Annotated in this window: 26 protein-coding genes; 16 read left to right on the forward strand and 10 right to left on the reverse strand. The window is 42.9% G+C overall.

From position 1 onward, the window contains the following. The first annotated feature begins 11 nt into the window (after positions 1 to 11). The 4 genes from FTU09_RS10040 to FTU09_RS10055 all read left to right on the forward strand — a co-directional run bounded on the left by FTU09_RS10040 (position 12) and on the right by FTU09_RS10055 (position 4,777). Positions 12 to 908 (forward strand): acetaldehyde dehydrogenase (acetylating), encoded by an 897-nt coding sequence (locus FTU09_RS10040; protein WP_004976037.1) that lies wholly within the window; start codon positions 12 to 14, stop codon positions 906 to 908. A gap of 11 nt (positions 909 to 919) precedes the next feature. Beyond that, the gene (dmpG, locus tag FTU09_RS10045) at positions 920 to 1,939 is read left to right on the forward strand and encodes a 4-hydroxy-2-oxovalerate aldolase (RefSeq protein WP_004976038.1); all 1,020 of its coding nucleotides are present in this window, start codon (positions 920 to 922) and stop codon (positions 1,937 to 1,939) included. Between the two features lie 426 nt (positions 1,940 to 2,365). After that, positions 2,366 to 3,637 (forward strand): OprD family outer membrane porin, encoded by a 1,272-nt coding sequence (locus FTU09_RS10050; protein WP_180080191.1) that lies wholly within the window; start codon positions 2,366 to 2,368, stop codon positions 3,635 to 3,637. A gap of 279 nt (positions 3,638 to 3,916) precedes the next feature. Continuing rightward, positions 3,917 to 4,777, forward strand: a complete 861-nt coding sequence (locus FTU09_RS10055) for an alpha/beta fold hydrolase (RefSeq protein WP_004976044.1) — start codon at positions 3,917 to 3,919, stop codon at positions 4,775 to 4,777. Between the two features lie 65 nt (positions 4,778 to 4,842). Here the strand turns inward: FTU09_RS10055 and FTU09_RS10060 are convergent, their stop codons facing one another. After that, positions 4,843 to 5,520: a DUF1345 domain-containing protein gene (locus tag FTU09_RS10060; protein WP_096901303.1), complete on the reverse strand. Its 678-nt coding sequence runs from the start codon at positions 5,518 to 5,520 to the stop codon at positions 4,843 to 4,845. 330 nt (positions 5,521 to 5,850) lie between these two features. Beyond that, complete coding sequence (gene hcaR, locus FTU09_RS10065; protein ID WP_004976051.1) at positions 5,851 to 6,753, reverse strand: DNA-binding transcriptional regulator HcaR; 903 nt, start codon at positions 6,751 to 6,753, stop codon at positions 5,851 to 5,853. 281 nt (positions 6,754 to 7,034) lie between these two features. Between hcaR and hcaE the strand changes: the two genes are divergently transcribed. The 8 genes from hcaE (at position 7,035) to FTU09_RS10105 (ending at position 14,626) form a co-directional block, all read left to right on the forward strand. Further along, a complete protein-coding gene (gene hcaE, locus FTU09_RS10070) occupies positions 7,035 to 8,402 on the forward strand; it encodes a 3-phenylpropionate/cinnamic acid dioxygenase subunit alpha (RefSeq protein ID WP_180080194.1) in 1,368 nt (455 codons plus the stop codon). Then, the gene (gene hcaF, locus FTU09_RS10075; protein WP_180080197.1) at positions 8,399 to 8,917 is read left to right on the forward strand and encodes a 3-phenylpropionate/cinnamic acid dioxygenase subunit beta; all 519 of its coding nucleotides are present in this window, start codon (positions 8,399 to 8,401) and stop codon (positions 8,915 to 8,917) included. Before hcaE ends, hcaF begins: the two co-directional genes overlap by 4 nt. After that, positions 8,917 to 9,243: a 3-phenylpropionate/cinnamic acid dioxygenase ferredoxin subunit gene (gene hcaC / locus FTU09_RS10080; protein ID WP_004976057.1), complete on the forward strand. Its 327-nt coding sequence runs from the start codon at positions 8,917 to 8,919 to the stop codon at positions 9,241 to 9,243. Before hcaF ends, hcaC begins: the two co-directional genes overlap by 1 nt. 2 nt (positions 9,244 to 9,245) lie before the next feature. Beyond that, positions 9,246 to 10,061 (forward strand): 3-phenylpropionate-dihydrodiol/cinnamic acid-dihydrodiol dehydrogenase, encoded by an 816-nt coding sequence (gene hcaB, locus FTU09_RS10085; protein ID WP_004976058.1) that lies wholly within the window; start codon positions 9,246 to 9,248, stop codon positions 10,059 to 10,061. Between the two features lie 71 nt (positions 10,062 to 10,132). Next, entirely contained in the window at positions 10,133 to 11,098 is a 966-nt protein-coding gene (locus FTU09_RS10090; protein WP_180080202.1) for a 3-carboxyethylcatechol 2,3-dioxygenase, read from the forward strand. A gap of 4 nt (positions 11,099 to 11,102) precedes the next feature. Beyond that, positions 11,103 to 12,329, forward strand: a complete 1,227-nt coding sequence (hcaD, locus tag FTU09_RS10095) for a 3-phenylpropionate/cinnamic acid dioxygenase ferredoxin--NAD(+) reductase subunit (protein ID WP_180080205.1) — start codon at positions 11,103 to 11,105, stop codon at positions 12,327 to 12,329. 88 nt (positions 12,330 to 12,417) lie between these two features. Then, complete coding sequence (locus tag FTU09_RS10100) at positions 12,418 to 13,326, forward strand: DMT family transporter (RefSeq protein ID WP_096902690.1); 909 nt, start codon at positions 12,418 to 12,420, stop codon at positions 13,324 to 13,326. Between the two features lie 247 nt (positions 13,327 to 13,573). Further along, the gene (locus tag FTU09_RS10105; protein ID WP_167845749.1) at positions 13,574 to 14,626 is read left to right on the forward strand and encodes an MBL fold metallo-hydrolase; all 1,053 of its coding nucleotides are present in this window, start codon (positions 13,574 to 13,576) and stop codon (positions 14,624 to 14,626) included. 163 nt (positions 14,627 to 14,789) lie between these two features. Here the strand turns inward: FTU09_RS10105 and FTU09_RS10110 are convergent, their stop codons facing one another. Together FTU09_RS10110 and FTU09_RS10115 are read right to left on the reverse strand one after the other, a co-directional pair. Next, the gene (locus FTU09_RS10110) at positions 14,790 to 16,310 is read right to left on the reverse strand and encodes a catalase (protein WP_167845750.1); all 1,521 of its coding nucleotides are present in this window, start codon (positions 16,308 to 16,310) and stop codon (positions 14,790 to 14,792) included. Positions 16,311 to 16,578: 268 nt separating this feature from the next. Then, the gene (locus FTU09_RS10115; protein ID WP_131261060.1) at positions 16,579 to 17,211 is read right to left on the reverse strand and encodes a TetR/AcrR family transcriptional regulator; all 633 of its coding nucleotides are present in this window, start codon (positions 17,209 to 17,211) and stop codon (positions 16,579 to 16,581) included. Positions 17,212 to 17,292: 81 nt separating this feature from the next. Between FTU09_RS10115 and FTU09_RS10120 the strand changes: the two genes are divergently transcribed. Further along, positions 17,293 to 18,945: an acyl-CoA dehydrogenase family protein gene (locus tag FTU09_RS10120; RefSeq protein ID WP_179991222.1), complete on the forward strand. Its 1,653-nt coding sequence runs from the start codon at positions 17,293 to 17,295 to the stop codon at positions 18,943 to 18,945. 135 nt (positions 18,946 to 19,080) lie between these two features. On the opposite strand, the gene FTU09_RS10125 is transcribed toward FTU09_RS10120, so the two are convergent. Continuing rightward, positions 19,081 to 19,572, reverse strand: a complete 492-nt coding sequence (locus tag FTU09_RS10125; protein WP_154321076.1) for a macro domain-containing protein — start codon at positions 19,570 to 19,572, stop codon at positions 19,081 to 19,083. Positions 19,573 to 20,013: 441 nt separating this feature from the next. On the opposite strand from FTU09_RS10125, the gene FTU09_RS10130 reads away from it, so the two are divergent. Further along, a complete protein-coding gene (locus FTU09_RS10130; protein ID WP_004976081.1) occupies positions 20,014 to 20,205 on the forward strand; it encodes a hypothetical protein in 192 nt (63 codons plus the stop codon). A 15-nt stretch (positions 20,206 to 20,220) separates the two neighbouring features. On the opposite strand, the gene ptsP is transcribed toward FTU09_RS10130, so the two are convergent. Beyond that, on the reverse strand, positions 20,221 to 22,518 hold the full coding sequence (ptsP, locus tag FTU09_RS10135) for a phosphoenolpyruvate--protein phosphotransferase (protein WP_004976082.1): 2,298 nt from the start codon (positions 22,516 to 22,518) through the stop codon (positions 20,221 to 20,223). A 99-nt stretch (positions 22,519 to 22,617) separates the two neighbouring features. Continuing rightward, positions 22,618 to 23,100, reverse strand: coding sequence for an RNA pyrophosphohydrolase (locus FTU09_RS10140; RefSeq protein WP_004976084.1), 483 nt, complete (start codon positions 23,098 to 23,100; stop codon positions 22,618 to 22,620). 183 nt (positions 23,101 to 23,283) lie between these two features. Between FTU09_RS10140 and FTU09_RS10145 the strand changes: the two genes are divergently transcribed. After that, positions 23,284 to 23,934 (forward strand): HAD family phosphatase, encoded by a 651-nt coding sequence (locus FTU09_RS10145; RefSeq protein ID WP_179993533.1) that lies wholly within the window; start codon positions 23,284 to 23,286, stop codon positions 23,932 to 23,934. 153 nt (positions 23,935 to 24,087) lie between these two features. Continuing rightward, positions 24,088 to 24,333 carry a DUF2789 family protein gene (locus tag FTU09_RS10150; protein WP_004976087.1) on the forward strand — a complete coding sequence of 82 codons (246 nt, stop codon included), beginning with the start codon at positions 24,088 to 24,090 and terminating at the stop codon, positions 24,331 to 24,333. Positions 24,334 to 24,427: 94 nt separating this feature from the next. Here the strand turns inward: FTU09_RS10150 and FTU09_RS10155 are convergent, their stop codons facing one another. From FTU09_RS10155 to FTU09_RS10165, 3 genes are all read right to left on the reverse strand, one after another. Beyond that, the gene (locus FTU09_RS10155; RefSeq protein ID WP_136144730.1) at positions 24,428 to 25,288 is read right to left on the reverse strand and encodes a LysR family transcriptional regulator; all 861 of its coding nucleotides are present in this window, start codon (positions 25,286 to 25,288) and stop codon (positions 24,428 to 24,430) included. Between the two features lie 207 nt (positions 25,289 to 25,495). After that, a complete protein-coding gene (locus FTU09_RS10160; RefSeq protein ID WP_004976091.1) occupies positions 25,496 to 25,732 on the reverse strand; it encodes a DUF2061 domain-containing protein in 237 nt (78 codons plus the stop codon). Positions 25,733 to 25,938: 206 nt separating this feature from the next. Then, positions 25,939 to 26,048, reverse strand: a 110-nt coding sequence (locus FTU09_RS10165; RefSeq protein WP_179990606.1) for a transposase, incomplete at its 5' end; no start/stop codon positions are given.

Below are 26,048 nucleotides of genomic sequence, written 5' to 3' on the forward strand. Positions count from 1 at the left end.
AGAGTACATGCATGAAAAAGATTAAATGTGCAATGATCGGTCCAGGTAATATTGGTACAGATTTGCTTTATAAATTACAACGCAGTGAATGGTTAGAGCCTGTGTGGATGGTGGGAATTGACCCAACCTCTGAAGGTCTAGCTCGTGCGGCAAAAATGGGTTTAAAAACCACAAGTGACGGTGTAGATGGTCTTCTTCCTCACGTACTTGAAGATGACATTAAAATTGCTTTTGATGCAACTTCTGCTTATGTGCATGCAGAAAATAGCCGCAAACTGAATGAGCTTGGCGTGTTGATGATTGACTTAACGCCTGCGGCAATTGGCCCATTCTGCGTACCGCCAGTGAACCTTGAAGCATTGCTTGAAGCGGGCGAAGTGCCAAACGTCAACATGGTGACTTGTGGTGGTCAGGCAACAATTCCTATGGTGGCTGCAGTTTCTCGCGTTCAACCTGTGGAATACGGTGAAATTATTGCAACGGTATCAACTAAATCTGTGGGGCCGGGTACACGTAAAAACATTGATGAATTTACCCGTACCACTGCAGGCGCGATTGAAGAAGTTGGCGGTGCAAAACAAGGTAAAGCCATCATCATCATTAACCCAGCTGAGCCACCTTTAATGATGCGTGATACCGTTCACTGCTTAGTGGAAGGTGAGCCAGATCAGGCAGCGATTACAGCATCTGTGCATGCCATGATTAAAGAAGTGCAAAAATATGTACCGGGTTACAAACTTGTAAACGGCCCTGTTTTTGATGGCAACCGTGTTTCAATTTTCTTGGAAGTTGAAGGTTTGGGTGATTACTTGCCTAAATATGCAGGTAACCTAGACATTATGACTGCAGCGGCTGCACGTACTGCAGAAATGTTTGCAGAACACGTTTTCAAAACTGCTGAAGCTTAAGGAATACCAAAATGTCTAAGATTATTATTAATGATATGACTTTACGTGATGGTATGCACCCAATGCGCCATCAAACCACGCCAGAGCAAATGGTTGCGATTGCCACTGCTTTGGATGATGCAGGTGTGCCTTTAATTGAAGTCACACACGGTGATGGCTTAGGTGGTAACTCTGTGAACTATGGTTTTGCAGCCGCTACTGATGAAGAATATCTGAAAGCAGTGATTCCAAACCTGAAACAGGCAAAAGTTTCTGCACTGTTATTGCCAGGTATTGGAACAGTTGATCATCTGAAAATGGCGCATGATGTAGGTGTGGCAACCATTCGTGTGGCGACACATTCGACTGAAGCAGACGTTTCTGAACAGCACATTACTGCAGCACGTAAACTGGGTATGGATACTGTGGGCTTCTTGATGATGGCGCACATGGCTTCTCCTGAAAAATTGCTCGAAGAAGCACAAAAAATGGTGTCTTACGGTGCAAACTGTATCTATGTAACAGATTCTGCAGGCTATATGTTGCCTCAAGATGTGACTGATCGCGTAGGTATTTTACGTGCCAACCTCGGCTCAGACATCGAAATTGGTTTCCATGGTCACCATAACTTGGGCATGGGCGTTGCGAACTCTGTATCGGCTGTGACCGCAGGTGCAACCCGTGTTGACTTGGCTTCGGCTGGTTTAGGTGCAGGCGCAGGTAATACACCACTTGAATTGTTTGTAGCGGTCGCAAACCGTATGCAAATGGAAACAGGTGTGGACTTGTTTAAAGTGCAGGATATTGCTGAAGACTTGATCATTCCAATGATGACGCATCAAATTCGTGCAGACCGTGATGCAGCAACTTTAGGTTATGCAGGTGTTTACTCATCGTTCCTATTGTTCGCAAAACGTGCCGAAGCAAAATATGGAGTATCTGCGCGTGAAATTCTACTTGAGCTTGGTCGTCGCGGTACGGTGGGCGGTCAGGAAGATATGATTGAAGACTTGGCATTGACTATGTCTAAAGCACGTGAAATGCAAGCCTAAGTTTTTAATATAAAGCAGGCTTGAATTAAGCACTCCAAATGCGTTTGGGGTGCTTTTTTATGCTGTGAAAGATGTAAAACGTGCTGAATTTTGTGCTGATTAAAATGTTTTTCTTATAAGTTCGGTTTATAGAAAATAACGCTAACACATGGGTTTAAAGTTAAAAAAGATTAATCCTTCACATGATGCAAAAAATAACAGCGTTTTTCACCTAAATTAAGCAGTGAATTCAAATAAAAATTCATTTAGTGAGGATTTTGAGCTTAATTTTTTATCGTTAAAAAGAATTAAAAAACTTGGAAAAAAGCTGCTCGATACAGAAAGTGCTGAATTTGTAGAAAAGCTTAATACTGTGGTCGGATTTTTTTCATGACAAGAGTTTTGCATGATGCCCAGATTCGCTTATTGGATGAATAGGAAAAACGCATGCATCGTCACAATTTATGGATAGCACTTTTTGCTGCGACAGCAACTTTAGGGACAACTGCAACTCAGGCAGATTTTATTGACGACAGCAATGTTCAACTTAAATTTAAGAATTTTTATTTAGATCGTCAAATTAAAGACAACCCTGCGGGGAACTTTGGTTCATGGTCACAAGCAGTCACCTTGGATGCTAAATCGGGTTATCACGATTTAGGCGTAATTCAGGTGGGTGCTGATCTTCTGGTTCAACACGCAGTAAAACTCAATGGTCGTGATAAAAATGCAGACTGGGTTTTGCCGCATGATGGTAAAGAGTCAAAAGATCATTTTGGTAAGGTCGGTGCAACTCTAAAAGTTAAATTTTCTGAAACTGAATTAAAAGTAGGTGACTTATTACCAATGTCACCTGTGGTGTTTTTTGACCCATCGCGTCAATTGTTAACGACTTATAGCGGTGCATGGTTAGAATCAAAGGATTTAAAAGATACTAAATTAACTTTAGCTTATTTAGACGGTATTAATGCACGTTATGATAACCAATACCAAGATTTTACGTTGTTCCCTCAAAATAATTTTTCTGCTGCTGAAGCGAATAAATTAAGCACAGACGATGGCATGTATCTTGTGGGAGTAGATCATCAATTTACCCCTAAAGTAGGTGGAAGTTATTGGTATGCGGATGTAACCAACATCTATCAACAACATTATGTCGCTGCAAACTATAAAACGACTTTGGCTGAAAAAACTAAGCTGGATACCCATGTACGCTATTTTGACAACAGCGAATCGGGTGGCAAGCTGTATGGCAATATTGACAGCCAGGCCGTGTCTGCGGGTGCAAAAATCAACAATGGGATGCACACTGTACAGTTAGGTTATCAACAAATGTTTGGTGAGCACGGTACAAAAGCCCCAATGTTCCCGACCTTGGGTGGGTGGGTGCCGCAGCCTTACTTAGACAACTGGTCTGTGGCGAGCTTCATTCGTAAAGATGAGCGTTCTTGGAGTTTGGGTTATACCTATAATTTTGCTGATGTGGGTGTTCCTGGTTTAACAGCGACAGTACGTCATTTCCGCGGTGACAATATCGATCTGGGCGCAGGCAAGCCAGAAGGTAAAGAAAACGAAAATAACGTCATTGTGAACTATGTTGTGCCAGAAGGTAAGCTTAAAGGTTTAGGCTTTAATTATATGTTCATCGATACCAATTTTAACTTTGCGAATGACTTAGAAGAACACCGTATCGCCACGACTTACACTTATAAATTCTAAAGCTAGATAAAAATCAGAGCGGCTTTTTATAGTCGCTCTTTTTTTAATATTTACTGAATAAATACCTTATATAAATTAAGACTTTTATTTTATTAAAGTTATAAAATTCAAAGAGTTGTTTAATCGTTTTTTTATGGGTTGTGATCGTAAATTTGTATCAGTTGATGCTGTGTGAACAGGTAATATAAGCCTGTAAAAAGTAATGTTGAATGAGTCCACTTGACGTCAAATTCTATACCTAGAGCCAAACGCAAGCTAAAGACTGTACGAGGAGTATATATGAGCACTGTTCAAATCCCTGACTATACAACAGATCCATTCTTTGGCTTAGAAGATAAATGGATTGAAACAGCAGAAGGCGAATTAACGCATTATCATGAAGTGGGTGAAGGTACACCTATTCTATTTTTACACGGTTCAGGTACAGGCGTATCGGCTGCTGCAAACTGGTGGTTAAACTTGCCACAAATTGGTGAGCAAGCACGTTGTATCGCCATTGATACCATCGGCTATGGTCAAACTGTGGTTGCACCGGGCACACAATATGGCATCCGTGCATGGGTAGATCATGCTGTACGTACTTTAGATGCATTGGGCATTGAAAAAACTTGGTTGGTGGGTAACTCGTTGGGTGGCTGGTTGGCATTCCAGTTGGCATTGGATTACCCAGAGCGTGTTCTTGGTATTATCTCAATGGGTACAGGCGGTGCAAAACAGACTGCAGCCCTCAAAGCGCATGCAAATCCTGTATTGACTGAAGAAGGCATTAAAAAGACGCTTTCAATGTTCGTGGTAAATAAAGACTTGATTACAGATGAGTTGGTCAAAGTCCGTTTTGCTTCTGCAAAAAATGACTATGCTTCAGACCGTTTAATGGATGTTGTGGGCGCGCGTGACCGTGACCGTTTCGAGTTCCCACTCGACTTTGACAAAATGAAAGACATCACTGTGCCTGTATTGCTGATTCACGGTACGCAAGATGTGGTGATTCCAGTATCGCGTACATGGGATATTTTAAATATTGTGCCACATGCCGATGCACACATTTTCAGCCAATGTGGTCACTGGTCACAGGTTGAAAAAGCGGAAGAATTTAACACTGTGATTAAAAACTACTTAACTGCACGTGGCGTAAATTAAGCGCAGTGAGGTAAAAAAGGATGGCAATTTGCCATCCTTTTTTATGGATGTTTTATGTACCCAATTTAGTGCTGAATAAAGCTCGCGACCAAGTTAATGCAAATTGCCAAAATAGTGGTATTAAAGCTATAAGCCAAAATAATATGTAGCGTGTTCAGTACCCGCATGGGTTGTGAGCTAATCGAGACATCGGCGGTTTGTGCAGATGTACCAATCACATAGCTGAAATATAAAAAGTCAGGATAGGTTGGATGCGACGTCTTGGGAAAATCCAAACCACCTTCTTGCTGCTGTTGCAGTGCCAAATAATAGTCATGCGCATAGTGAATCGCAAAAATGGTGTGCATAAAAAACCAAGCACATAAAATAGTGGTAATGGATAAAATAAAATGTCCCATGCGCACAAACTCACTTTGTGCAAATAAATTCACCTCGACAATGATCGCAATAAAGCACATCACTAAGGTTAGAAATACCAAGAATAAAATCAGCCATTTGCTGGCATCTTGTTGTTGGGCACGTTGTAAAATATGTGCATGATCGCTGTGCCACAAACTGCGCATGGTTAAAACCAAATAGCAGGAAATCGCGATATTCCAGCTAATCAATAAACAGCTTGACCATGACCATGCAGTGAGGGTCTGAAAAATAGCATACAGCACAATGGTAATCACAAAACTGATAAAAAAATAAGGACGATATTGAATCCCTGTTTTCATTCTGCTGAAGGGTGTTTTTATCATTCTTGATCCTTTCTGGATGTGCAATCTAAAGGTGTTACTGCCTGTTATCATCGGCTTAATTTTAGAAAATAGCGATGGGGTGCCTATTTTAACTTATTAGACTTAAGTTGTAATTTGCAGGAAATGTGGTAGCGAAGCGAGGAAAAAGCAGACTGCAAAAATGCGAATGTTTGAGTGTAAGAATGAGCAGTAGTTCAGAAAAAGATTAAAAAAATAAGTTTAGACTTAAGTCTAAAGCTGTGTTTTAGCATTTAGGATGCACAAAAAAGTGCTTACTACATCAAGCAGCAAGCACTTTTGAAAGGTTGAAAAACGCGAGTGGTTTTAGAATTATTGTTCGCGGTTGATGTCCAAATAGAACACACGTGTGAGCAGTTCCATAAATTTCTGTACCGCAGCGGAATGGCTGTTTTTGCCGTAGCTGACGTATAAATCTAAATGTGGAAGTTCTACATCAAGTGGACGGATGACGGTATTTTCCATGGTTAGCGGAGCAACATAGCCCGGTAAAATGGTGCAACCCAAGCCCATACCAATCGAGTTGATATTAAATAAAATGTTGTCAGCTTTTTGCACAATGTTTAGTTCAATGTTGTGCTGTTTGGCAAAATCGACAATCAGGTGATGCAGATTATACGAAGCTTCTGCCGAAGGAATAATAAAATCAATACCATTCAATGCTTTGACAGGAATGCGTTCGTATTTTGCTAACGGATGATCTTTGGGCAAAATAAAAATTAACGGTTCACGCAGTACAAACTGGCTCTCAATTTCATCACTGTTGATATTGTGGCGGGTAAAGGTGATATCGAGTTCACCTTTTTTAATCATTTTCATTTGCTCAGTGTTGTTCAAACTTAGCAATTCAATTTTTAATTCTGGGTTTTGTACTCGTAAATTAGGCAGTACAAAAGGGAAAATTTTCATTTCTGCCACAGGAACAAAGCCAATACGCAGCATTTTCTGTTTGGCTTGTGACACCTGACGTGCCATGGCAACCGCTTTGTCGGCTTGCGCCAAAGTCAGACGCGCCTGTTCTAAAAATACAGCACCTTCTTCGGTTAGCTCGACTTTACGTTTGGTACGGTTGAGTAGCTTAACGCCGACATCTTCTTCTAAATCTTTAATTTGCTGACTCAGCGAAGGTTGAGCCGTATAAAGTTTAAGTGCGGCTTTACTGAAGTTGAGTTCTTCAGCAACGGTAATGAAGTAGCGAAGGTGACGTAATTCCATACAACCATTCCAAAGATTAATTCAAAATATGTCTAATTATAGATTAATAAAAGAATGATCTATAAACAACTATTCGGTGAGAATTATTGTGTCATTCACGAAGTAAATAGGGTTTCATCATTATGCAACGATTTAAATGCAAAATATAATGTTGGATTAATCTATAAAAACTATTAATTGAAACAAAAAAAATATTTCACTAAACGTCCCTAAAAAACCATTATCCATCAAAAGTTGAGTCTATTTACTTTGTGCCGTTGTTGGTCACAGGAGAGCTTTTCATGAGTGGAAAAATTGATGTGCGCGAAATCGACGCTTTGGTCGATGCACAAAATGGACGTATCACTCCATCTATTTATACAGATCCAGATATCTACGAATTAGAACTTGAACGTGTGTTCGGCCGTACGTGGTTGTTCCTGTGTCATGAAAGCCAAATTCCTAAAGCTGGCGACTTCTTCAACACCTACATGGGTGAAGATCCAATTATTGTGGCACGTCAAAAAGACGGTTCAATCAAAGCATTTTTAAACCAGTGCCGTCACCGTTCTATGCGTGTGAGCTTTGCAGACTGTGGTAATACCCGTGCATTTACTTGCCCATATCACGGTTGGTCTTACGGTATTGATGGTTCACTCAAAGATATTCCTTTAGAAGAACGTGCGTATCCACAAGGTGCTTGTAAAGAGCAATGGGGCTTGGTGGAAGTGAACCGCGTGAAGTCTTACAAAGGCTTGATCTTTGGTTGCTGGGATGAAACCACTCCAGACCTAGAAGAATATATGGGCGACATCGCTTGGTACTTAGATGGCGTGATTGACCGTCGTCCGGGTGGTACTGAAATTATTGGTGGCGTACACAAGTGGGAAATTGACTGTAACTGGAAATTTGCTGCAGAACAGTTTGCTTCTGACCAATATCACGCTTTGTTCTCACACGCCTCTGCGATTCAGGTACTTGGTGCAAAACCAGATGATGACAGCAGCAAACAATTAGGTGTAGCGCAAACAGCTCGTCCTGTTTGGGAAACTGCCAAAGATGCGATTCAGTATGGTTCACGTGGTCACGGTTCAGGTTTCTTCTTTACAGAAAAACCAGATGCAAACGTATGGGTTGACGGTGAAGTTGCCAACTATTTCCGTGAAACTTACGAAGAAGTGAAAGAGCGTTTAGGCGAAGTACGTGCCTTACGTCTTGCAGGTCACAACACCATGTTCCCAACACTGTCTTGGCTGAACGGTACTGCAACACTGCGCGTATGGCATCCACGTGGGCCAAACAAAACTGAAGTATGGGCATTCTGTATTGCCGATGCTGAAGCACCTCAAGACGTGAAAGAAGCATTTGAGCGTTCTGCAACACGTGCTTTCGGTCCTGCAGGTTTCTTAGAGCAAGATGACTCTGAGAACTGGATTGAAATTCAAAAAGTATTGCGCGGCTATAAAGCACGTCAAAACAAGCTAATTGTAGAAATGGGTAAAGGCAACGAAAAAGTACGTGAAGATGGTATTCCAGGAATCACCAACTACATTTTCTCTGAAACTGCAGCACGTGGTATGTACCGCCGTTGGGCAGACTTGCTGATCCATGAAAAATGGGAAGACGTTGAAAAAGCAGCAGACGAATACGAGAAGGAGCTAATGAAATGAGTCAAATCAGTTTAGAACTTCAACATGAAGTAAGCCAATTCTTGTATCGCGAAGCAAAATTGCTAGACGACTGGAAATTCCGTGAGTGGTTAGACCTCATGGCAGAAGACATTTCTTATACCTTGCGTACCACACCAAATGCGCAAACCCGTGACCGTCGTCGTTCAGTTGAACCACCTACAACTTGGGTGTTCAACGACAACAAACACTTGCTTGAGCGTCGTGTTGCACGTCTGGAAACAGGTATGGCATGGGCTGAAGAACCTCCGTCACGCACAACGCACATGGTTAGCAACGTGATTGTTGAAGCGACAGAGATCGAAGGCGAATACGACGTACACGTAACTTACTTGTTGTACCGTACTCAAAAAGAGAAAGACGTGACCATTTACTGTGGTAAGCGCCATGACAAAATCCGTCGTGTTGAAGGTGGCTTAGGCTTCCAGATCTTCAACCGTAAGATTGTGCTTGACCAAGTAACCTATAACTCACACAACCTGAGTGTATTCTTCTAATGAATAAAATCTTTGTTTGCCAAGTTGACGAATTAGACGAAGGCGAAGCGTTAAAAGTGGACTGCGGTGTGAACGGTATCGAAGCACTGGCAGTATTCAACAACGGTGGTGAGTTCTTTGCCATGAATGACCGTTGTTCACATGGCAATGCCTCAATGTCTGAAGGTTATCTTGAAGATGATGGCACAGTTGAATGCCCACTGCATTCTGCACGTTTCTGTTTAAAGACTGGTCAAGCATTATGCTTGCCAGCTACCGACCCGATTCAAACTTTCCCTGTGGTGGTTGAAGACGGCGCGTTATATGTAGAAATGGCAGGAGAGTAAGCATGGGTTGGCTAAAAGGCGAAGTGGCACTGATTACAGGTGGCGGTTCTGGTTTAGGTTGGGCTTTAGTTGAGCGCTTTCTTGAAGAAGGTGCGCATGTGGGCGTGTTGCAGCGTTCACAATCTAAAGTTGATGCCTTGAAAGAGCGTTTTGGTGATCAAATTGTGGCAGTCGCTGGTGATGTTGCCAACTATGCAGACAATGTCCGTGCTGTGCAGGCCACTGTGGAGCGTTTTGGAAAGCTGGATTGCTTTATTGGCAATGCAGGGATTTGGGATCACTACGCAGATATCGTCAATACTTCTGGTGAGCAGCTTGAAAAAGCCTTTGATGAAATCATGGGCATCAATACCAAGGCGTTAATCTTGGGGGCAAAAGCAGCACTGGATGAGTTGGTGAAATCTGAAGGTTCTATCATCTTAACCTTATCCAATTCTGCGCTGTATTCTTCAGGCGGTGGTCCTGTTTACACTGCATCTAAACATGCAGGTGTTGGCATCATGAAAGAGTTGGCTTATGAGTTGGCACCTAAAGTACGTGTCAATGCTGTTGCGCCTTCAGCGATGAATGTCAATATTAAGGGCGCAGCATCTTTAGGTCAGGAAAACCTAGGCTTACTCGATGCACGTGATCCTGAAAAAATTGCACGCGGTATGCCGCTGAATTTCTTGCCTGAGCCAGAAGACATGACTGGTTCGTATGTGCTCTTGGCATCGCGTCAAAATAACCGTGCGCTGACTGGCGTTCTGATCAATGCAGAATGTGGTTTGGGTATTCGTGGTTTGCGTCAACCACGTGCAGGTTTTTTTGACGAATAAAATTGAGTCTAAATTCAATAGACGAATCGGCAGCCTTTCTCTGGGCTGCCTTCCTTATTTAGGAGTCTTTCATGGCCGTTAAACTCATTTGTGCATCGCACAGTCCTTTAATGGAATTTGCAACACCGCAAGATCAATCTAAAGAACAAAAAGTTCGTGCTGCCTTTGAGCAACTTTCTGCCGAAGTCAAAGCATACGATCCAACCCTGATCATTACCTTTGGTCCAGACCATTTCAACGGTTTCTTTTACGATTTGATGCCAAGTTTCTGTGTCGGTATTCGTGCTACGGCTGCGGGTGACTGGGACTACGGCAAAGACAACAACCGTATTGATGTGCCTGAAGACAAAGCCTTGGCAATGGTGCGCCGTGTGTTGGATGAAGGTGTAGATGTTGCATATTCGTATCGTATGCAGGCCGACCATGGGGTGACTCAGCCATTACACTTTTTGTGTGAGGGGCAGCTAGATCGTTATCCAACCATTCCCGTATTTATTAATGGCGCTGCAGCACCGATGCCAACCACCAAGCGTACTATTGCTTTAGGTCGTGCTGTGGGTCAATTCATCAAGTCGTTGAATCTTGAAAATGAGCGCGTTTTGGTCTTGGGTACAGGTGGTCTTTCACACGATCCACCAACACCACAAATGGGTTCAGTACCGCCAGAAGTTGAAGAATTTTTAATTGCAGGTCGTAATCCGAACCCTGAAGCACGTCATGCGCGTCAGGCCAAAGTGATTGCAGTCGGTCAGAAACTTGCCGCAGGCGATACCTCTGTGGCTGTGCCGCTCAGCCCTGAGTGGGATATTGCCTTGCTTGAAAAATTCAAACAGGCAGACTTTGCAGCTATGGAAGCCATGACCGAAGCTGAAATTCGTCGAGATGGTGGTCGTGGTGGTCAGGAAGTCCGTTCGTGGATGGCTGCTTTTGCTGCGTTAGATGAACTGGGTGCGTATGAAATGACCACGCATTGCTATGAAGATATTAGTGAGTGGATTGCGGGCTTTGGCATCGTATCTGCCGAGTTAAAAGGTTAAGCCCATGAGTGTAGAAACAATTGTGATTGTGGGTGCAGGTCAGGCAGGGGCGAGCGCCATTCTTGAGCTGCGCGGCAATCAATATGCAGGCAACATCATCTTAATTGGCGATGAAACACATTTGCCTTATGAGCGTCCACCGTTGTCTAAAGATGTGATTTTGCGTCCTAAAGAAACCAAAATCGAGATTCTGTCGGAAGAAAAATTGGCAGAACTAGGTGTGACCACTATTCGTGGCAATGGCGTGAGCAAAATCAATGCCGAAGCACATACGGTTGAATTGCAAAATGGTGAGGTCATTGCCTACGACAAGTTGTTGCTTGCCACAGGCGGTGCTGCACGTCGCTTGCCAAATTTTGATGCCTTAGGTAAACACGTTTACACGTTGCGTAATCTTGAAGACTCGCAAGCCTTAGTCCCTGTATTACAAGCGGGTCGTCGCATCATCTTAATTGGTGGTGGTGTGATTGGTTTAGAGTTGGCATCTTCTGCACGTTTTAAAGACTGTCAGGTAACTGTCATTGAAATGGGACCAATGGTGATGGGACGTTCATCACCACTCATCTTGAGTGAGTTTTTACTGCAACAGCAGTTATTGGCAGGAGTTGATGTACGTCTATCTACGCAAATTGCAGATTGCAAGCTAGATGGTGAAGAAATTGTCGTGACCCTAGAAGGTGGCGAAGAACTACGTGCCGATGCGGTGATTTACGGTATTGGGATTATTCCAAACGCACAACTGGCAGTTGAAGCAGGCTTAGATGCAGACTTTGCCGTGCATGTGAATGAAAACTGTCAAACCTCAAACCCAGACATTTATGCTGCGGGCGATGTCGCATCACAACTGCGTGAATGTGGCAATCATCGTCGTGTAGAAACTTGGGAAAATGCTAACCTGCAAGCAGGTATCTTCGCGCGTCATGTGATGGGCGTTGAACATCCTGTAGCCAATCCCGCTTGGTTCTGGACTGATCAACTCGACATTAACTACCAATTTGTAGGAGATATGTCAGCAGCAGAATGGCATGTGCGTGGTGAGATGGATGCTTCCAAACGCAGTGAGTCTTCATTCGTATTGTTTGGTGTGACCGATGGCGTGATTGTCGGCGGAATTACCGTCAACTCAGTCAAAGATATGCGTCACTTGAAAAAGCTGATTGCTAAACAAGCTGCTTTTGAAGCAGACAAATATTTAGATGTGAGCCAAGAGCTTCGCAAATTGGTGAAGTAAGCTTGAACTGATGAAAAACAGACCTGAGGCAACTTGGGTCTGTTTTTTATCTGCCGAAGAAAAGTGTCCATTTTATGTTGAGCAAGCGATGAATACGAATACATCTCCTGTTGTGGTAACCGCCAGTATTTATGCCTTATTGGTACTCATCTGGGCGACCACGCCATTGGCGATTGTCTGGAGTGTGCAGGAAATTCATCCAATGTGGGTTTTGATTATCCGCTACTTTGGGGCTTCCGTGATTGCGCTGTGCGTGCTTAAACTCATGCGCGATCCACTGCCTTTTGATCACACCTCAATGAAAAGCTATTTGGCGGGTAGTCTGAATTTAATTGGTGCACAGCTATTTATTTACTTGGCCGCCAATTATTTAACTTCAGGCTTAATGGCACTGATTTTTGGTTTTTCTCCTTTAATCGCAGGCTTGATTGGTCATGTGATTTTACGCACGCAAAAATTGATTGCCTTACAGTGGACAGGGATGGCAATTGCGATTGCAGGACTCAGCTTTGTCTTTGCAGACTCTGCCGACAGCAAAGTGAATCCATGGGGCGTGGTGTTGATGTTTATCAGTATGCTGTCCTATATCAGCTCAATTTTTTGGGTCAAACAAATCAATGCTCCTTTAAAGCCGATGTCACAAGCCACAGGTTCTTTATTGGTATCATCGGCAGGGTCATTGTTATTAATTCCCTTTATTTGGTCGCATTTCCCGACTCAAATGCCAAGCAGCCAAGCCATGATTGGTTTTGTATTTACCATGATCATGTCGTCTATTGTCGCCATGCTGTGTTATTTCTGGCTGATTCGTCGTTTAAATGCCTCAACCGTATCTTTAAGTAATGTGATGACTCCCATCATCGCGTTAATTTTAGGTGCGACCTTAAATAATGAACACATCAGCATGAATGCGTTTATTGGCATTGCCGTGGTGATGTTCGGGATTGTGATGTATTTCTGGAAAGAATGGCGCGAACAATATTTTGCTAAACGCTAAGCCCGCATTGCTATACCCGTGTTTAGGTTTTTCTAAAGCCTCGTTTATCTGAGGTGTAAATTTCCGATCATTAACCCGCTGTCGATACGACTTTTTTCTCAAAACAACAAAAACATAAAGGAAATTGCCTGCTTGATTTCGCTACTATGCGTGATAGAGTCAACACATGAACCAAAGCTGTGTTTTTTTCTGAACAGATCAGGATAAAAAGCATCATGGTAGATGCGCTATATATTATTGGGCTTACATGAACAACGTGGAACAAAAGCATTTTCAACTGCCAACGGAAGCCTGTTGGTCGCATACTTGGCGTAAACCCAAGCTGCAGTTTTTGCCTTCAAATCATTATGATGGAGCGCAGTTTTTTAATCCGATTGCGTGTCCTGAGGGGCGCAGCCAAACTGATTTATTGAAATGGTTGCTAAAACGCAAATCGAACAGTTGGAATGTCAATCCGCAACAAGAAGCACAGCAATTTTTTACAGCGCCAAGTGCTTTGCCACAATTACGTCCACACGCCAGTTTGGATGATTGGCAAGTTTGGTTTGTGGGGCATGCAACGGTGCTGATTCAAATTGGACCGTATAACTTTTTAACCGATCCAGTCTGGGCAGAGCATGCCAGTCCGAAACAGGGGCGAGGGCCTAAACGTGCCTGTCCTGCAGGGATTGCACTGGAAGATTTACCGACCATTCATGCCGTCTTCTTGAGCCATAACCATTATGACCACATGGATTTAGCCACCTTAAAATGGCTGAATCATCAATTTGCCATGCCTATTTATACAGGTTTGGGCAATGCTTGGTATTTGCCGCCTGATTTGCATGTGATTGAAATGGACTGGTGGCAATCGGCTTTATTTAAAGAAGTGAAAATTGTCTACACCCCTGCACAACATGGTTCAGGGCGTGGCGCACGTGATCAGAACATGGCGTTATGGGGCGGTTTTTCTATTTTGCATGGGCAAGATCATTGCTTCTTTGCGGGCGATACAGGTTACTCGCCACACTTTAAAGAAATCCAAACCCGCATTGGCGCACCGCGCGTGGCACTTTTGCCGATTGGTGCTTATGAACCCCGCAATTTAATGCGTTATATGCACATGAATCCTGAAGATGCTTTTCAGGCACATAAAGACTTACATTCCAAATGTTCATTGGCAATTCACTATCGAACCTTTGAATTGACTGATGAAGGACGTGATCAGCCTGAGGCAGATTTGCATCAAGCCATGAAGCGTTCTTCTAAACTGATAAATCCGTTTTATTGTATTCGTGAGGGTAAGAAATTAATTGTTTAATCTTTTAAAAACTTGACCTTAAATAAAAGTGACACGCTACTTTTCACGCTACTGAAAAGTGGCAATGATAGATATAGAACACAAAGCCCCTATCGAAATAGGGGCTTTGTTTTGGTGTTTAAAGTCTTGCTGTTTAGACTGACTTGATCTTTAACTACAAAGATTACAGTACGCCAGGCTGACCAAGTGCAGGGTCACTGGCACGTGCTGCTTGCGCATCGGCAACGGTCATGCCTAAAGCTGCTGCAACGCCTTCGCCATAAGCAGGGTCACATGCATAACAGTTACGAATATGACGATACTTAATAAAGTCTAAAGCATCACCCATCGCACGTGCCGTGTTATCAAACAGTGCTTGTTTTTGCTCAGGGTTCATTAAATTGAACAAGGCACGCGGCTGGCTAAAATAGTTGCTATCATCTTCACGATAATCCCAGAAATCTGCATCGCCACGAATTTTTAGCGGTGGTTCGCGGTATTGTGGTTGCTCTTGCCATTGATGGAAGCTGTTTGGTTCATAGTGTGGCAAGCTGCCATAGTTGCCATCCATACGACCCTGACCATCACGACGGTTTGAGTGCACAGGGCAGCGTGCAGCATTCACTGGAATTTGTGTATGGTTCACACCAACACGGTAACGTGCAGCATCGGCATAGTTGACCAAACGCGCTTGTAACATGCGATCTGGCGAGTAGCTAATTCCTGGTACAAGGTTGCTTGGTGCAAAGGCAGCCTGTTCAACATCTTGGAAGTAGTTTTCAGGGTTACGGTTCAGTTCAAATTCACCCACTTCAATCAGTGGATAATCACCTTTCGGCCAAACTTTGGTGAGGTCAAATGGGTGATAAGGGACTTTTTCTGCATCCAGTTCAGGCATGATTTGCACGAACAGCGTCCATTTCGGGAAATCACCGCGTTCAATGGCATTGTAAAGGTCAGTCTGGCTGCTTTCACGGTCACGACCAATCAATTCTGCTGCTTCTGCATCGGTCAGGTTTTGAATGCCTTGTTGAGTGCGGAAGTGGAATTTCACCCAGAAACGCTCATTATTGGCATTAATAAAACTATAGGTGTGGCTACCAAAACCATGCATGTGACGATAACCCACAGGAATACCACGATCCGACATCACAATGGTGACTTGGTGCAGTGCTTCTGGCAGCAAAGTCCAGAAATCCCAGTTATTGGTCGCATTACGCAGGTTGGTGCGTGGGTCACGCTTTACCGCTTTATTCAGGTCAGGGAATTGACGTGGGTCGCGGAAAAAGAACACTGGTGTGTTGTTACCGACTAAATCCCAGTTGCCTTCTTCAGTATAGAATTTTAAAGCAAAACCACGAATGTCACGTTCTGCATCGGCAGCGCCACGCTCACCTGCAACGGTAGAGAAACGAGCAAACATTTCAGTTTTTTTGCCAACTTCAGAGAAAATTTTGGCACGGGTATATTGGCTGATGTCGTGCGTGACCGTAAACGTACCAAACGCACCTGAACCTTTGGCATGCATACGACGCTCAGGAATTACTTCACGTACAAAGTTTGCCAACTTTTCATTGAGCCATAAATCTTGAGTAAGGAGTGGGCCACGTGCGCCCGCAGTCATACTATTTTGGTTATCTACAACAGGTGCGCCTGCATCGGTGGTTAAATGCGTTACAGGGCATTTTTTTATCTCTTGGCTCATCGTTGTTCTCCATTATTGTGATCATCATGTGGTGGGCTGTATTAGAAATTTAGCTTCTAAAACAAGCGGCCATGAACCGTTTTGTTTGTTTAAAAAATCAACTACAACACCACAATACCATGCAGATCGGGCTTTGTAGATGAAAGCTTTTCAAATCTCACCATTTTAATGTAAAACGATTTTTATAATTTTACAAATAGATAAATTTATTGTTTATGATTGGTGTATTCGATAAATCTTTGTAAACTAAATAATCAGTTTTGCTGCACTAAATGTCTGAAACTGCTGCTAAAAACGGTTGAATCGCCAATGAAATATCGGTGTGCAAGGCATCCCAATCTTGATAATGTGGATTGATTAATAAACTTTGCGAAATAAAACCATAACTGATGCGATGCAGATTCAAAGCAAGGCGCAGTTGTTGTTCGGCATTGTGTATGACAGGTGCGAAAATCTGTTGCCACATCTGTAGCATCATGCTGTAACTTTTTTGGTAAGTTTCAATGTGTGATACCTGCCGTTCCAGTAAAAAAGTCTGCGCCCAAAGCCATTGTTGTGCCTGAATTTGCTGAAGCTGAAACTGAATGATGGTTGCAATATAGCGGTTTATTTCAACAACTGTGGATAACTCAAGTTGCTGTTGGGCATAACTTTTTAAGTGTTCTGCATGCTGTTTGACTTGCAGGTGAATCGTCAATGCCAGTAAATCTTCTTTCTTGGCAAAGTATTCATAAAAAGTGCCTAAACCGACACCTGCCAAATTAGTAATTTCACGAATGGTAATTTCAGCTGCCGAGCGTTCATGCAAAAGCCGAACAAAACTTTCCTGTAAAGCCTCTTGAGTCAGTTTAGCCCGCGATTGGCGCGGCTTACGGCGCACTTGAACCTCAGAATTTTTCATAAATAAAGCCGAACACCTGAGCACATATTTTTCTCTATACTAAATGCAATGATAGCATCGCGTTTGTCTAGGAGTGACACAATGCAGACATGGATGACCCATCAAATTCAAAATCAGTTTGATGAATTACAAGACTATAACTTATTTGAAACCGATACGGTTTTACAAGAAATTTTAACCCGTTATGGCAGTCAAGATCAGACTCGACTGAGCGAATTGGGACATATTGCAGCATCGGCAGAATATTATCACTATGCCGATTTAGCCAATCGGCATACGCCTATTTTACATGCCTTCGATGCACGTGGACGTCGTAAAGATGTAGTGGAGTTTCATCCTGCGTGGCATCACTGGATGGCGCTGAATCGCAAGTTTGACACGCATGCACATCCATTTAAACAACCGCAATCTACGGCAAAATGGGTCGATTGGGCCAGTCGCTTTTATTTGGCGGGACAGGTTGAGTGTGGCAATTTATGTCCAAATTCCATGACTTTAGGCAGTATTCCGCTCATTCAGCGTGAACCTGAATTATGGGCAAGCATGGGCGAAAAACTGTTATCGCATGAATATGACCCGCGTGATGTGCCGATTTCACAAAAGAAATCTATTTGGTTGGGCATGGGCATGACCGAAAAGCAGGGTGGTTCAGATGTACGTGCCAACCAAACGCTTGCCATTCCAGTCGCAGCAACAGGGCGTGGGCAAGCCTATTTGCTCACAGGTCATAAATGGTTTTTCTCTGCACCAATGTGTGATGCACATTTGGTGGTCGCCAATACCGAACAAGATGGTTTGGCTTGTTTCTTTGTACCGCGTTGGTTAGAAGATGGCAGAAAAAATAATATTCAGGTACAGCGTTTAAAAGACAAAGTGGGAAATCGGAGTAACTCCAGTTCTGAAGTCGAATTTCAGCAGGCGTGGGGCATCATGATTGGCGAAGCAGGGCGCGGTATTCCCACCATTATTGAAATGGCGAACTACACTCGTTTAACCTGTGCTGTGGGCAGTGGTGCCATGCTGCGTCAAGCCTTGGTGCAATGCCTTGCCTATACTCGACAACGTCAAGCATTTGGACAGACTTTGGCGAATCAGCCATTAATGCAGGCAGTCTTGGCAGATTTGGCTTTGGAAACTGAAGCTGCGGTACAGCTCAGTTTTCATTTGGCACATTGTTATGAAAGCGATGATGCTGTGTCTTTGGCATGGAAGCGTTTAATGACCCCTGCTGCAAAGTTCTGGATTTGCAAACGCGCGGTGGAACTTACAGGTGAGATGATGGAAGTTTTTGGTGGCAATGGTTATGTCGATAACAGCATCATGGCACGTATTTTCAAAGAAGCACCTGTAAATACCATTTGGGAAGGTTCAGGCAATGTCATGTGTCTGGATGTACTACGCGCTATGCAGCGAGAACCTGAGCTGATTCAGGTGTTATTGCAGGATTTTGCTCGCACTGCCGTTACTCATCCTATTTTGGGCAGTGAATTAGATGGTTTGCAGCAGTTATTGCAGACCACGAACAGCAACGATTTACAATTTATGGCACGTGCTTTGGTGAGCCGTTTGGTGATTTTGGCACAAGCGGTTTTGTTGTTGCGTTATGCGCCAAGTTTTGTGGCAGAAGGTTTTATTCAGTCGCGTTATAGTGCATTGCATGGGCAAGTGGTGGGTATGCTTAAACCTAAACAGGTCGATGTTGCATCCATCTTGCAGCGTGCATTTTCAGCATAGCATCCCTTGCTACTTGATTCTGCACAAAAAATTCACCCGCTTGGTAAAACCAAACGGGTGAATTGAACCGTATATTGCAGTCGAGTCGTGATCAATCACGCTCGCTTGTAGCAAAGCTGATTGCTTCAGCGAAACTTATTTCGCAGGCTCTTCAGCTTTTACACCTTTTTGATATAGAGTGTAGATGTAAATTGGAATATCCAAATCTTCCAAGTGTTTGTAGATCAGTGGACGTACATCTTCCCAATCTAAACCGCCTACACCTGTTGCAAGACGCGGTAATGCCAAGCTTTCAATTTTCTCTTCTTCAATCAACTGTTTTAAGTTTTTCAAAGTGCGGTTGACGTATTCTGTCGATGCTTTACCTGGTTTTGAACCGTTGTCATAAGCCGCTTCCTGAGTCATCAGGTTGACGATGCGTTGACCTTCGGCATTGACCCAAGTCCATTGCTCACCCGCTTTAGGATGGTAAATATGGCAATAGTTGCGGAAGTCTTTATATAGCGCAGGCCAGTGCTCACGCAGACTTAAAGCCAAACCAGTTGCAAAGTTATCGTTAGGGGCAACACCGTGAGCAAGCGCACGTGCTTCGCTCAGTAAAATATCTCCAGAAACTTCATAAATCATGAATTTGACTCCTATTTTTAATGGTCTTGTTAAACTGATCTTCTATATTCATATTAGCCAATCATTGCAGTTTTTCTAGCGGATTTTATAACTACTAAGTCTTTGCAAAGTAATAAAATTTTTTAGAATTTCATGCTATAATTGTATGGGTAAAGCCGCTGAGTATTCTTTAAAATAGCCTTCAAAAATAACCGTCAGAAAAATCTGATAAAGTGGCGCAATAATTTATTTACCCTTCTTTTTATCTTAGCACTATTGAGTGAAAATCGCTTGTAAAATGTACAAAAAAGCGTATGATCGGCTTCCCAATTTAATATGGAACATTGGTGAGAGAATAGTCACGTTATGCAGAAGCAATTGGCTTGAATTTTCCCTCAACATCTCCATCTAAAAGAGTAGCGACACTGCTCATTTCCATGATCAACCGAAAGGAACAGCGTAATGGCAAAGAAAAAACAGCCTGAGCTTATTCAGCATAACTTTGTGGCCAAGCATATGCACGAGGTCAACAAAAGTCAGGTTTTTGTAGACCGTAAGAAAAATGCCAAACGAGGCTATAGCAAACACAAACAAGGGCGATATTCCGATGATTATCGCCCTTGTTGTTTTTGGAGTGAATGGTGTGTTGCTTGAGGCTTAAACTAAGTTTTATGGAGATACGATACGTGTCGCTAGTTTCACCATATCGCCCAAGCCATGGGTTTTAAAATAATATTCCATCAGACTTTTCACCATCAGCGGATTATTCATTTTTAACGCCTGATCTAATAAATGTTGCGCATCGGTCATCGGTACATGACAAATTGCTTTACGCACCCGCAAGATATTACTTGAACTCATCGACAGGGTATTAAAGCCCATTGCCATCAGAATTACCGCAGACAGCGGATCTCCTGCCATTTCGCCACAAACGCTCACAGGCTTGTCATATTTATGACATTCTTTCACCAAGCGGGTTAAGGCGCGCAGTACTGCAGGATGAAAGTGTGAATAGACGTTGGCCACACGCGGATTGTTACGATCCACTGCCAATAAATACTGGGTTAAATCGTTTGATCCTACCGAGAAAAAATCCACCAACGGGGCAAATTCATCAATTTGCAGCAGCACACTCGGTACTTCTACCATAATGCCAATTTTCGGTTTGGTGATTTTAACCTGTTCTTCTTCCTGCACTGCTTGCAAGTCACGATCGAGCAAATACAAGGCTTCTTCAACCTCGCTGACACTGGTGATCATTGGCAGCAAAATATGCAGATTATTCAAACCAATACTGGCTTTGAGCATGGCACGAATTTGCGAAGAAAAAATTTCAGGATGATCTAGCGTGAAGCGAATCCCGCGCCAACCCAAGGCTGAGTTTTCTTCTTCAATCGAAAAGTACGGCAAGTCCTTGTCTGCGCCAATATCTAGCGTACGCATCACCACAGGTTTGTTGGCAAAGTGACTGAGCTGTTGGCGGTAAATAGCACGCTGTTCTTCTTCGCCCGGGAAACGGTCACGTAGCATAAATGGAATTTCAGAACGATATAAACCAACACCTTTAGCACCGCGTTGTACGCCACGCACTACGTCAATCATCAAGCCTGTATTGACATACAATTTTACCGCTACGCCGTCAGGGGTAATCGCGTCTTTGGTTTCATATTGCTTGAGGTCTTTGGCAATCTGTTCTTCTTCTTTTTGAATTTCTTTATAGCGCGTCCGCATGCGACGTGGCGGGTTGATAAACACCCGACCTTGGTGCGCATCTACAATCATTTCCACATCGTCTAGGCTGTTGATGGGCAATTCAGTTACGCCAACTACGGTTGGAATACCCAAAGCACGTGCCACAATGACCATGTGAGAATTCATTGCGCCTTCGGTGGTAACAATCGCTGCAATTTTATCGACAGGTAGTTCTACCAAAGCTGCTGTGGAAATTTCTTCGCCAATTAAAATACTTTCATCGGTCAGTTCACGGTGACTGGCATCGGCTTCTTGTAAAGAGGCGAGAATACGACGCCCTAAATCTTTCAGGTCAGAAACACGTTCGCGTAAATAGTCATCTTCCATTTGCGAAAATAGGGCAATGTGATTGTCAATTACAATACGCACTGCACCTTGTGCCCAGTTACCTTCACGAATCAGTTCTTTAATTTCTGCAGGCAGGGCATTTTCATCCAACATGCGTAGGAACACACTGAATAAAGCGCGTTCTTCTGCCATTAAGGCATCCTGCATTTTGTCATCTAGTGCCTGAATTTCTTGACGCACTGCATCTAGTGCGTTGTCTAGTAATTCTAACTCTTCACTAATGTCTTCAGCTTCACGATCAGGCACAGCCGCCAAATCTGCAGGGGGATACAGAATTACCGCACGACCCAGTGCAATCCCACCTGAACCCGATACGCCCTGAAAGGTTTTGTAGGCAGGCAGGTTGTTGGGTTTGCGGAATACATCAATATTGCCCACGGCATGCGCATGCGCAATGACACCAGAAAGCTGGGCGCAGAGCGTCACTAAAAAGGATTCTGCCGCTTCAGAAAAGTCTTGTTTATCCTTGTTTTGCACCACAAGAACGCCCATCACTTTACGACGATACATGACAGGCACGCCAAGGAAGGAATTATAAATTTCTTCGCCTGTTTCGGGTAAATACATGAAGCGTTCGTGTTTGGGCGCATCGTTTAGGTTGACAATTTCTTCACGTTGTCCGACTAAACCGACCAAACCTTCACTGGTATGTAATGACACATGCCCCACGGACTCAGGATTTAAACCCTTTGATGCCATGAGCAAGTAGCGTTGATTGCGTTCATCTAACAGGTAAATAGAGCAGACATCCACATGCATGGCTTCTGCGACCTGATTGACCATAATATCGAGTGATTCATGCAAACTGGTGGACGCATTGATTTCTTGTACAATGCGTCTAAGGGTATCCAGTTGCATGTTCGACATACGCGCTACTCCATATTCCAATCAATGATTTGAGGTCAGTTTTACACCACAGATGACCCTATAACAATAAGCTAAAAAATCTACATCTTCATGCAAATTTTAAGGTTTTTTCAGGGGCAATTGATTGCACAATTCCACCATCGCTTTACGGTAGACGTCACGTTTAAAATTGACGACCTGACCAAGCGGATACCAGTAACTGACCCATTGCCATTGATCAAATTCGGGTGGGTCTGACAAATTCAGCCGAATATGATGCGCTGACGCTGTCAGTTGCAATAAAAACCACTTCTGTTTTTGACCAATACATACGGGATCTGAATCCGTGCGTATATACCGATGTGGCAAACGATAACGCAGCCAACCCTTAGTTTGCGCGATAACTTGGACGTGTTCGGGCAGTAAGCCAACTTCTTCTCTCAGCTCACGATAAAGTGCCTGTTCAGGGGTTTCTCCATATTGGATACCTCCTTGCGGAAATTGCCATGCATTGTGACCAATGCGTTTTGCCCATAAAACTTGTCCAAACTCGTTTGCCAAAATGATCCCGACATTGGGTCGGAAACCTTCTGAGTCGATCATTTGGCTACCTAAATATTGTTTAATTTATGACTTTGCACTCGGGGATGATGATTTCTTTTCTCCAACTCGAAAACGCAAAGTGTAAATAATGTTAAAATTGCTATGATCTTAACGAATTTCTATCGACTAGCGGAGATAGATTTACAATTTTTTTCTTAAATTTCAGTTTTTACGAGTATTTTCATGAAATTGGCGCTATTTGATCTCGATCACACCTTGTTAAATACTGATTCAGATCATTCTTGGGGTGAGTTTTTGGTAAATGAAGGTTTGGTCGATCCAGTCCGTCATCGCGCCATGAACGACAAGTTTTATGAAGACTATAAGGCAGGGCAGCTCGACCCAATTGCATATAACGAATTTGTATTTGAATTTTTAACTCAGCACAACAATCAATACCTGACCGAATTGCATGAATTATTTATGCAAAAGGTGATTCGTCCGCAAATGCGTCCTGAAGGTTTTAAAGCAATTCAGCGTCATCAGGCTTTAGGACATGAATTGGTGGGCATCACCGCAACTTCTGACTTTATTACAGCACCTATTTTTCGTGAATTTGGCATTACTGAAATTATTGCCACCAATGCGGAAGTAGTCGATGGTAAATATACAGGCAAAGTGATTAACACCGCATGTTACCAAAAAGGCAAATTAGTGCGTTTGGAGCAATGGCTAGAAGGCCGCGATGTGACTGAGTCTTGGGCGTATTCAGATTCCATTAACGACCGTTTCTTGCTGGAATATGCCGATCATGCCATTGCGGTAAACCCAGATGCACGTTTACAGGCTTTGGCGGAAGAGCAAGGGTGGGATGTGCAGGACTGGTCAATTTAAAGCTTAGATTAGTGCAATTGTTGCTGTATCAGGTGTAACTAGTCGCTTGTTTCTGTTTTGTTTTTATTTGCTGCAATGTTGGATTATGTCATTCATTTTTAGAATAGGCATGCTAAGGTAAGACAAGAATTAAAAATGATCAGGAGTGAAAAAATGAGTGGTGTACGCCCAAGAATGACACATTTATTTGAACAACTGGGTTTGGATGCCAGTGAAGCTGCGATTCAGCAATTTATTGAAACGCATCAATTGAATGCAGAAACAACAATTGCCGAGGCAGAATTTTGGACGGAAGCACAGCGTCAGTTTATCGTCGAAAAAATGAAATCGGATGGTTCATGGGCAATTGTGGTAGACCAATTGAATGAATCTTTGCATGAAGATTCGGTGAGTCGTTAAGACTTCACTTGTGTCCAAGTTGAGCCAATAAAAAAACACCCTCAGTACAATCGTGTCTGAGGGTGTTTTTCATTCAAAAGAAACCATTAATCTTTTAGTGTTTCATCATCTCAATCAATTCTAAAACAGCGCGTGATTGCGTCCGTCCCGGATGCCATACCATGCCCAATTGACGGTTCATTTCTAAGTCAATATCTAACTGTTGTAAGTCCTGATTGACCAACGTTTTAGGTAAAACAGACCATCCCAAACCAATTGACACTAACATCCGAATTGATTCTAACGGATTGTTGCTCATGGTAACTTTGGGTTTGACGCCTTGCTTTTCAAATTCTGCCAAAGTGATTTGACTGGTATAAGTTTGCGCGGCAGGCAACAAACTTGGGTAGGCGAGTAAATCGGTCAATTGCAGGTTTTTCTGATGTGCAAGAGGATGAAAAGGCGCAACCACAAACACCAATGGATCATTCCAAATGGTGACATAAGACAGACGTTCATCTAATTTAGGCGGTAAGGTCAGAAAAGCCAGTTCTAAATCGCCCGCCAAAACTTGTTCATGTGCCTGTTCAGAATCGACAAAATGCACATCTAGCGTGACGTTGGGAAATTCTTGCACATATTCACGCAAATGATTGGGTAAATGGTGTAAACCAATATGATGACTGGTACCAATTTTCAGTTTGCCTTGAACCTGTCCTTGCTCATGACTGAGGGTGTGGTGAATATCGCCCAGTTCATTCAGCCAGTTTTTGACTTTGGGTAATAATGAATGTGCTGCATGCGTGGCTTGCACTCCACGACCTGCTGATTCAAAGAGTTTCACGCCAAAATAGTCTTCTAGGCTGTGAATACGTTTGGTCACCGCAGGTTGGGTAATAAATAACTGATCTGCTGCCAAAGAAATAGAACCTGTTTCCATGACTTTAACAAAGGCTTCAAAGGCTGCAAGATTCATTTGCACCATCCATAAAGATTTTTTATTACTGTGCTTATTATTTAGAAAAAATTAGAATTAATCAAAACAAATTCTACTTATTTTTAAACTATGCATTCGGGATGATCTTGTAGAGATACAGCAGAGATAAAAAAAGATCATCGTGGGCTGCAACCAAGATGATCTCAAACTGAAATGGAATATTCACAAGCAGAATCTATAAAACCATTAAGCGATAATTTTAGAATCTTGCGTTTGTGCTTTCTTTTCCCAAATCCGCTCGTGAATGAAATACGCAACAGCTTGTACTGTCGGTTCGACCAAACTTAAGGTAATGGCCATCCAAATATTGCCTGTGACTATATAACCGACCACCATCGCCACGGTGATGTGCATGATGTAGTAGCTTAAAGTTTTTTTGAACATGCGTTGATTGTTGGCGACAAATTTTTGAATATGGCTCATGTGAATACTCCTTCTGCTGCTTTGACCGTTTTCTGTGTGGATAGCTAAAGGATAATTATTCTTATTTAATTTGTAAAAACGAATAATTTTGTAATTTTGATTGGAAAATTAGATTTTAATAAAAATATCAAAGATAAAAAATTTTAAGTATCTATCATGTTTTGCTTATAGGTAGGTCGTGATGAATCATTGACATCCTCCCCGACCTAAAGGACGGAGATTCCTACTGCTAGACGCTCATGCCCGAGCGCAAGAATATTCAGTGCGGAATTTACATCCCGATCATGGAGCGTACCGCACTCCACACACTGCCATT

The organism is Acinetobacter sp. YH12058 (assembly GCF_013419805.1).
GTDB classification, from domain to species: Bacteria; Pseudomonadota; Gammaproteobacteria; order Pseudomonadales; family Moraxellaceae; genus Acinetobacter; species Acinetobacter towneri.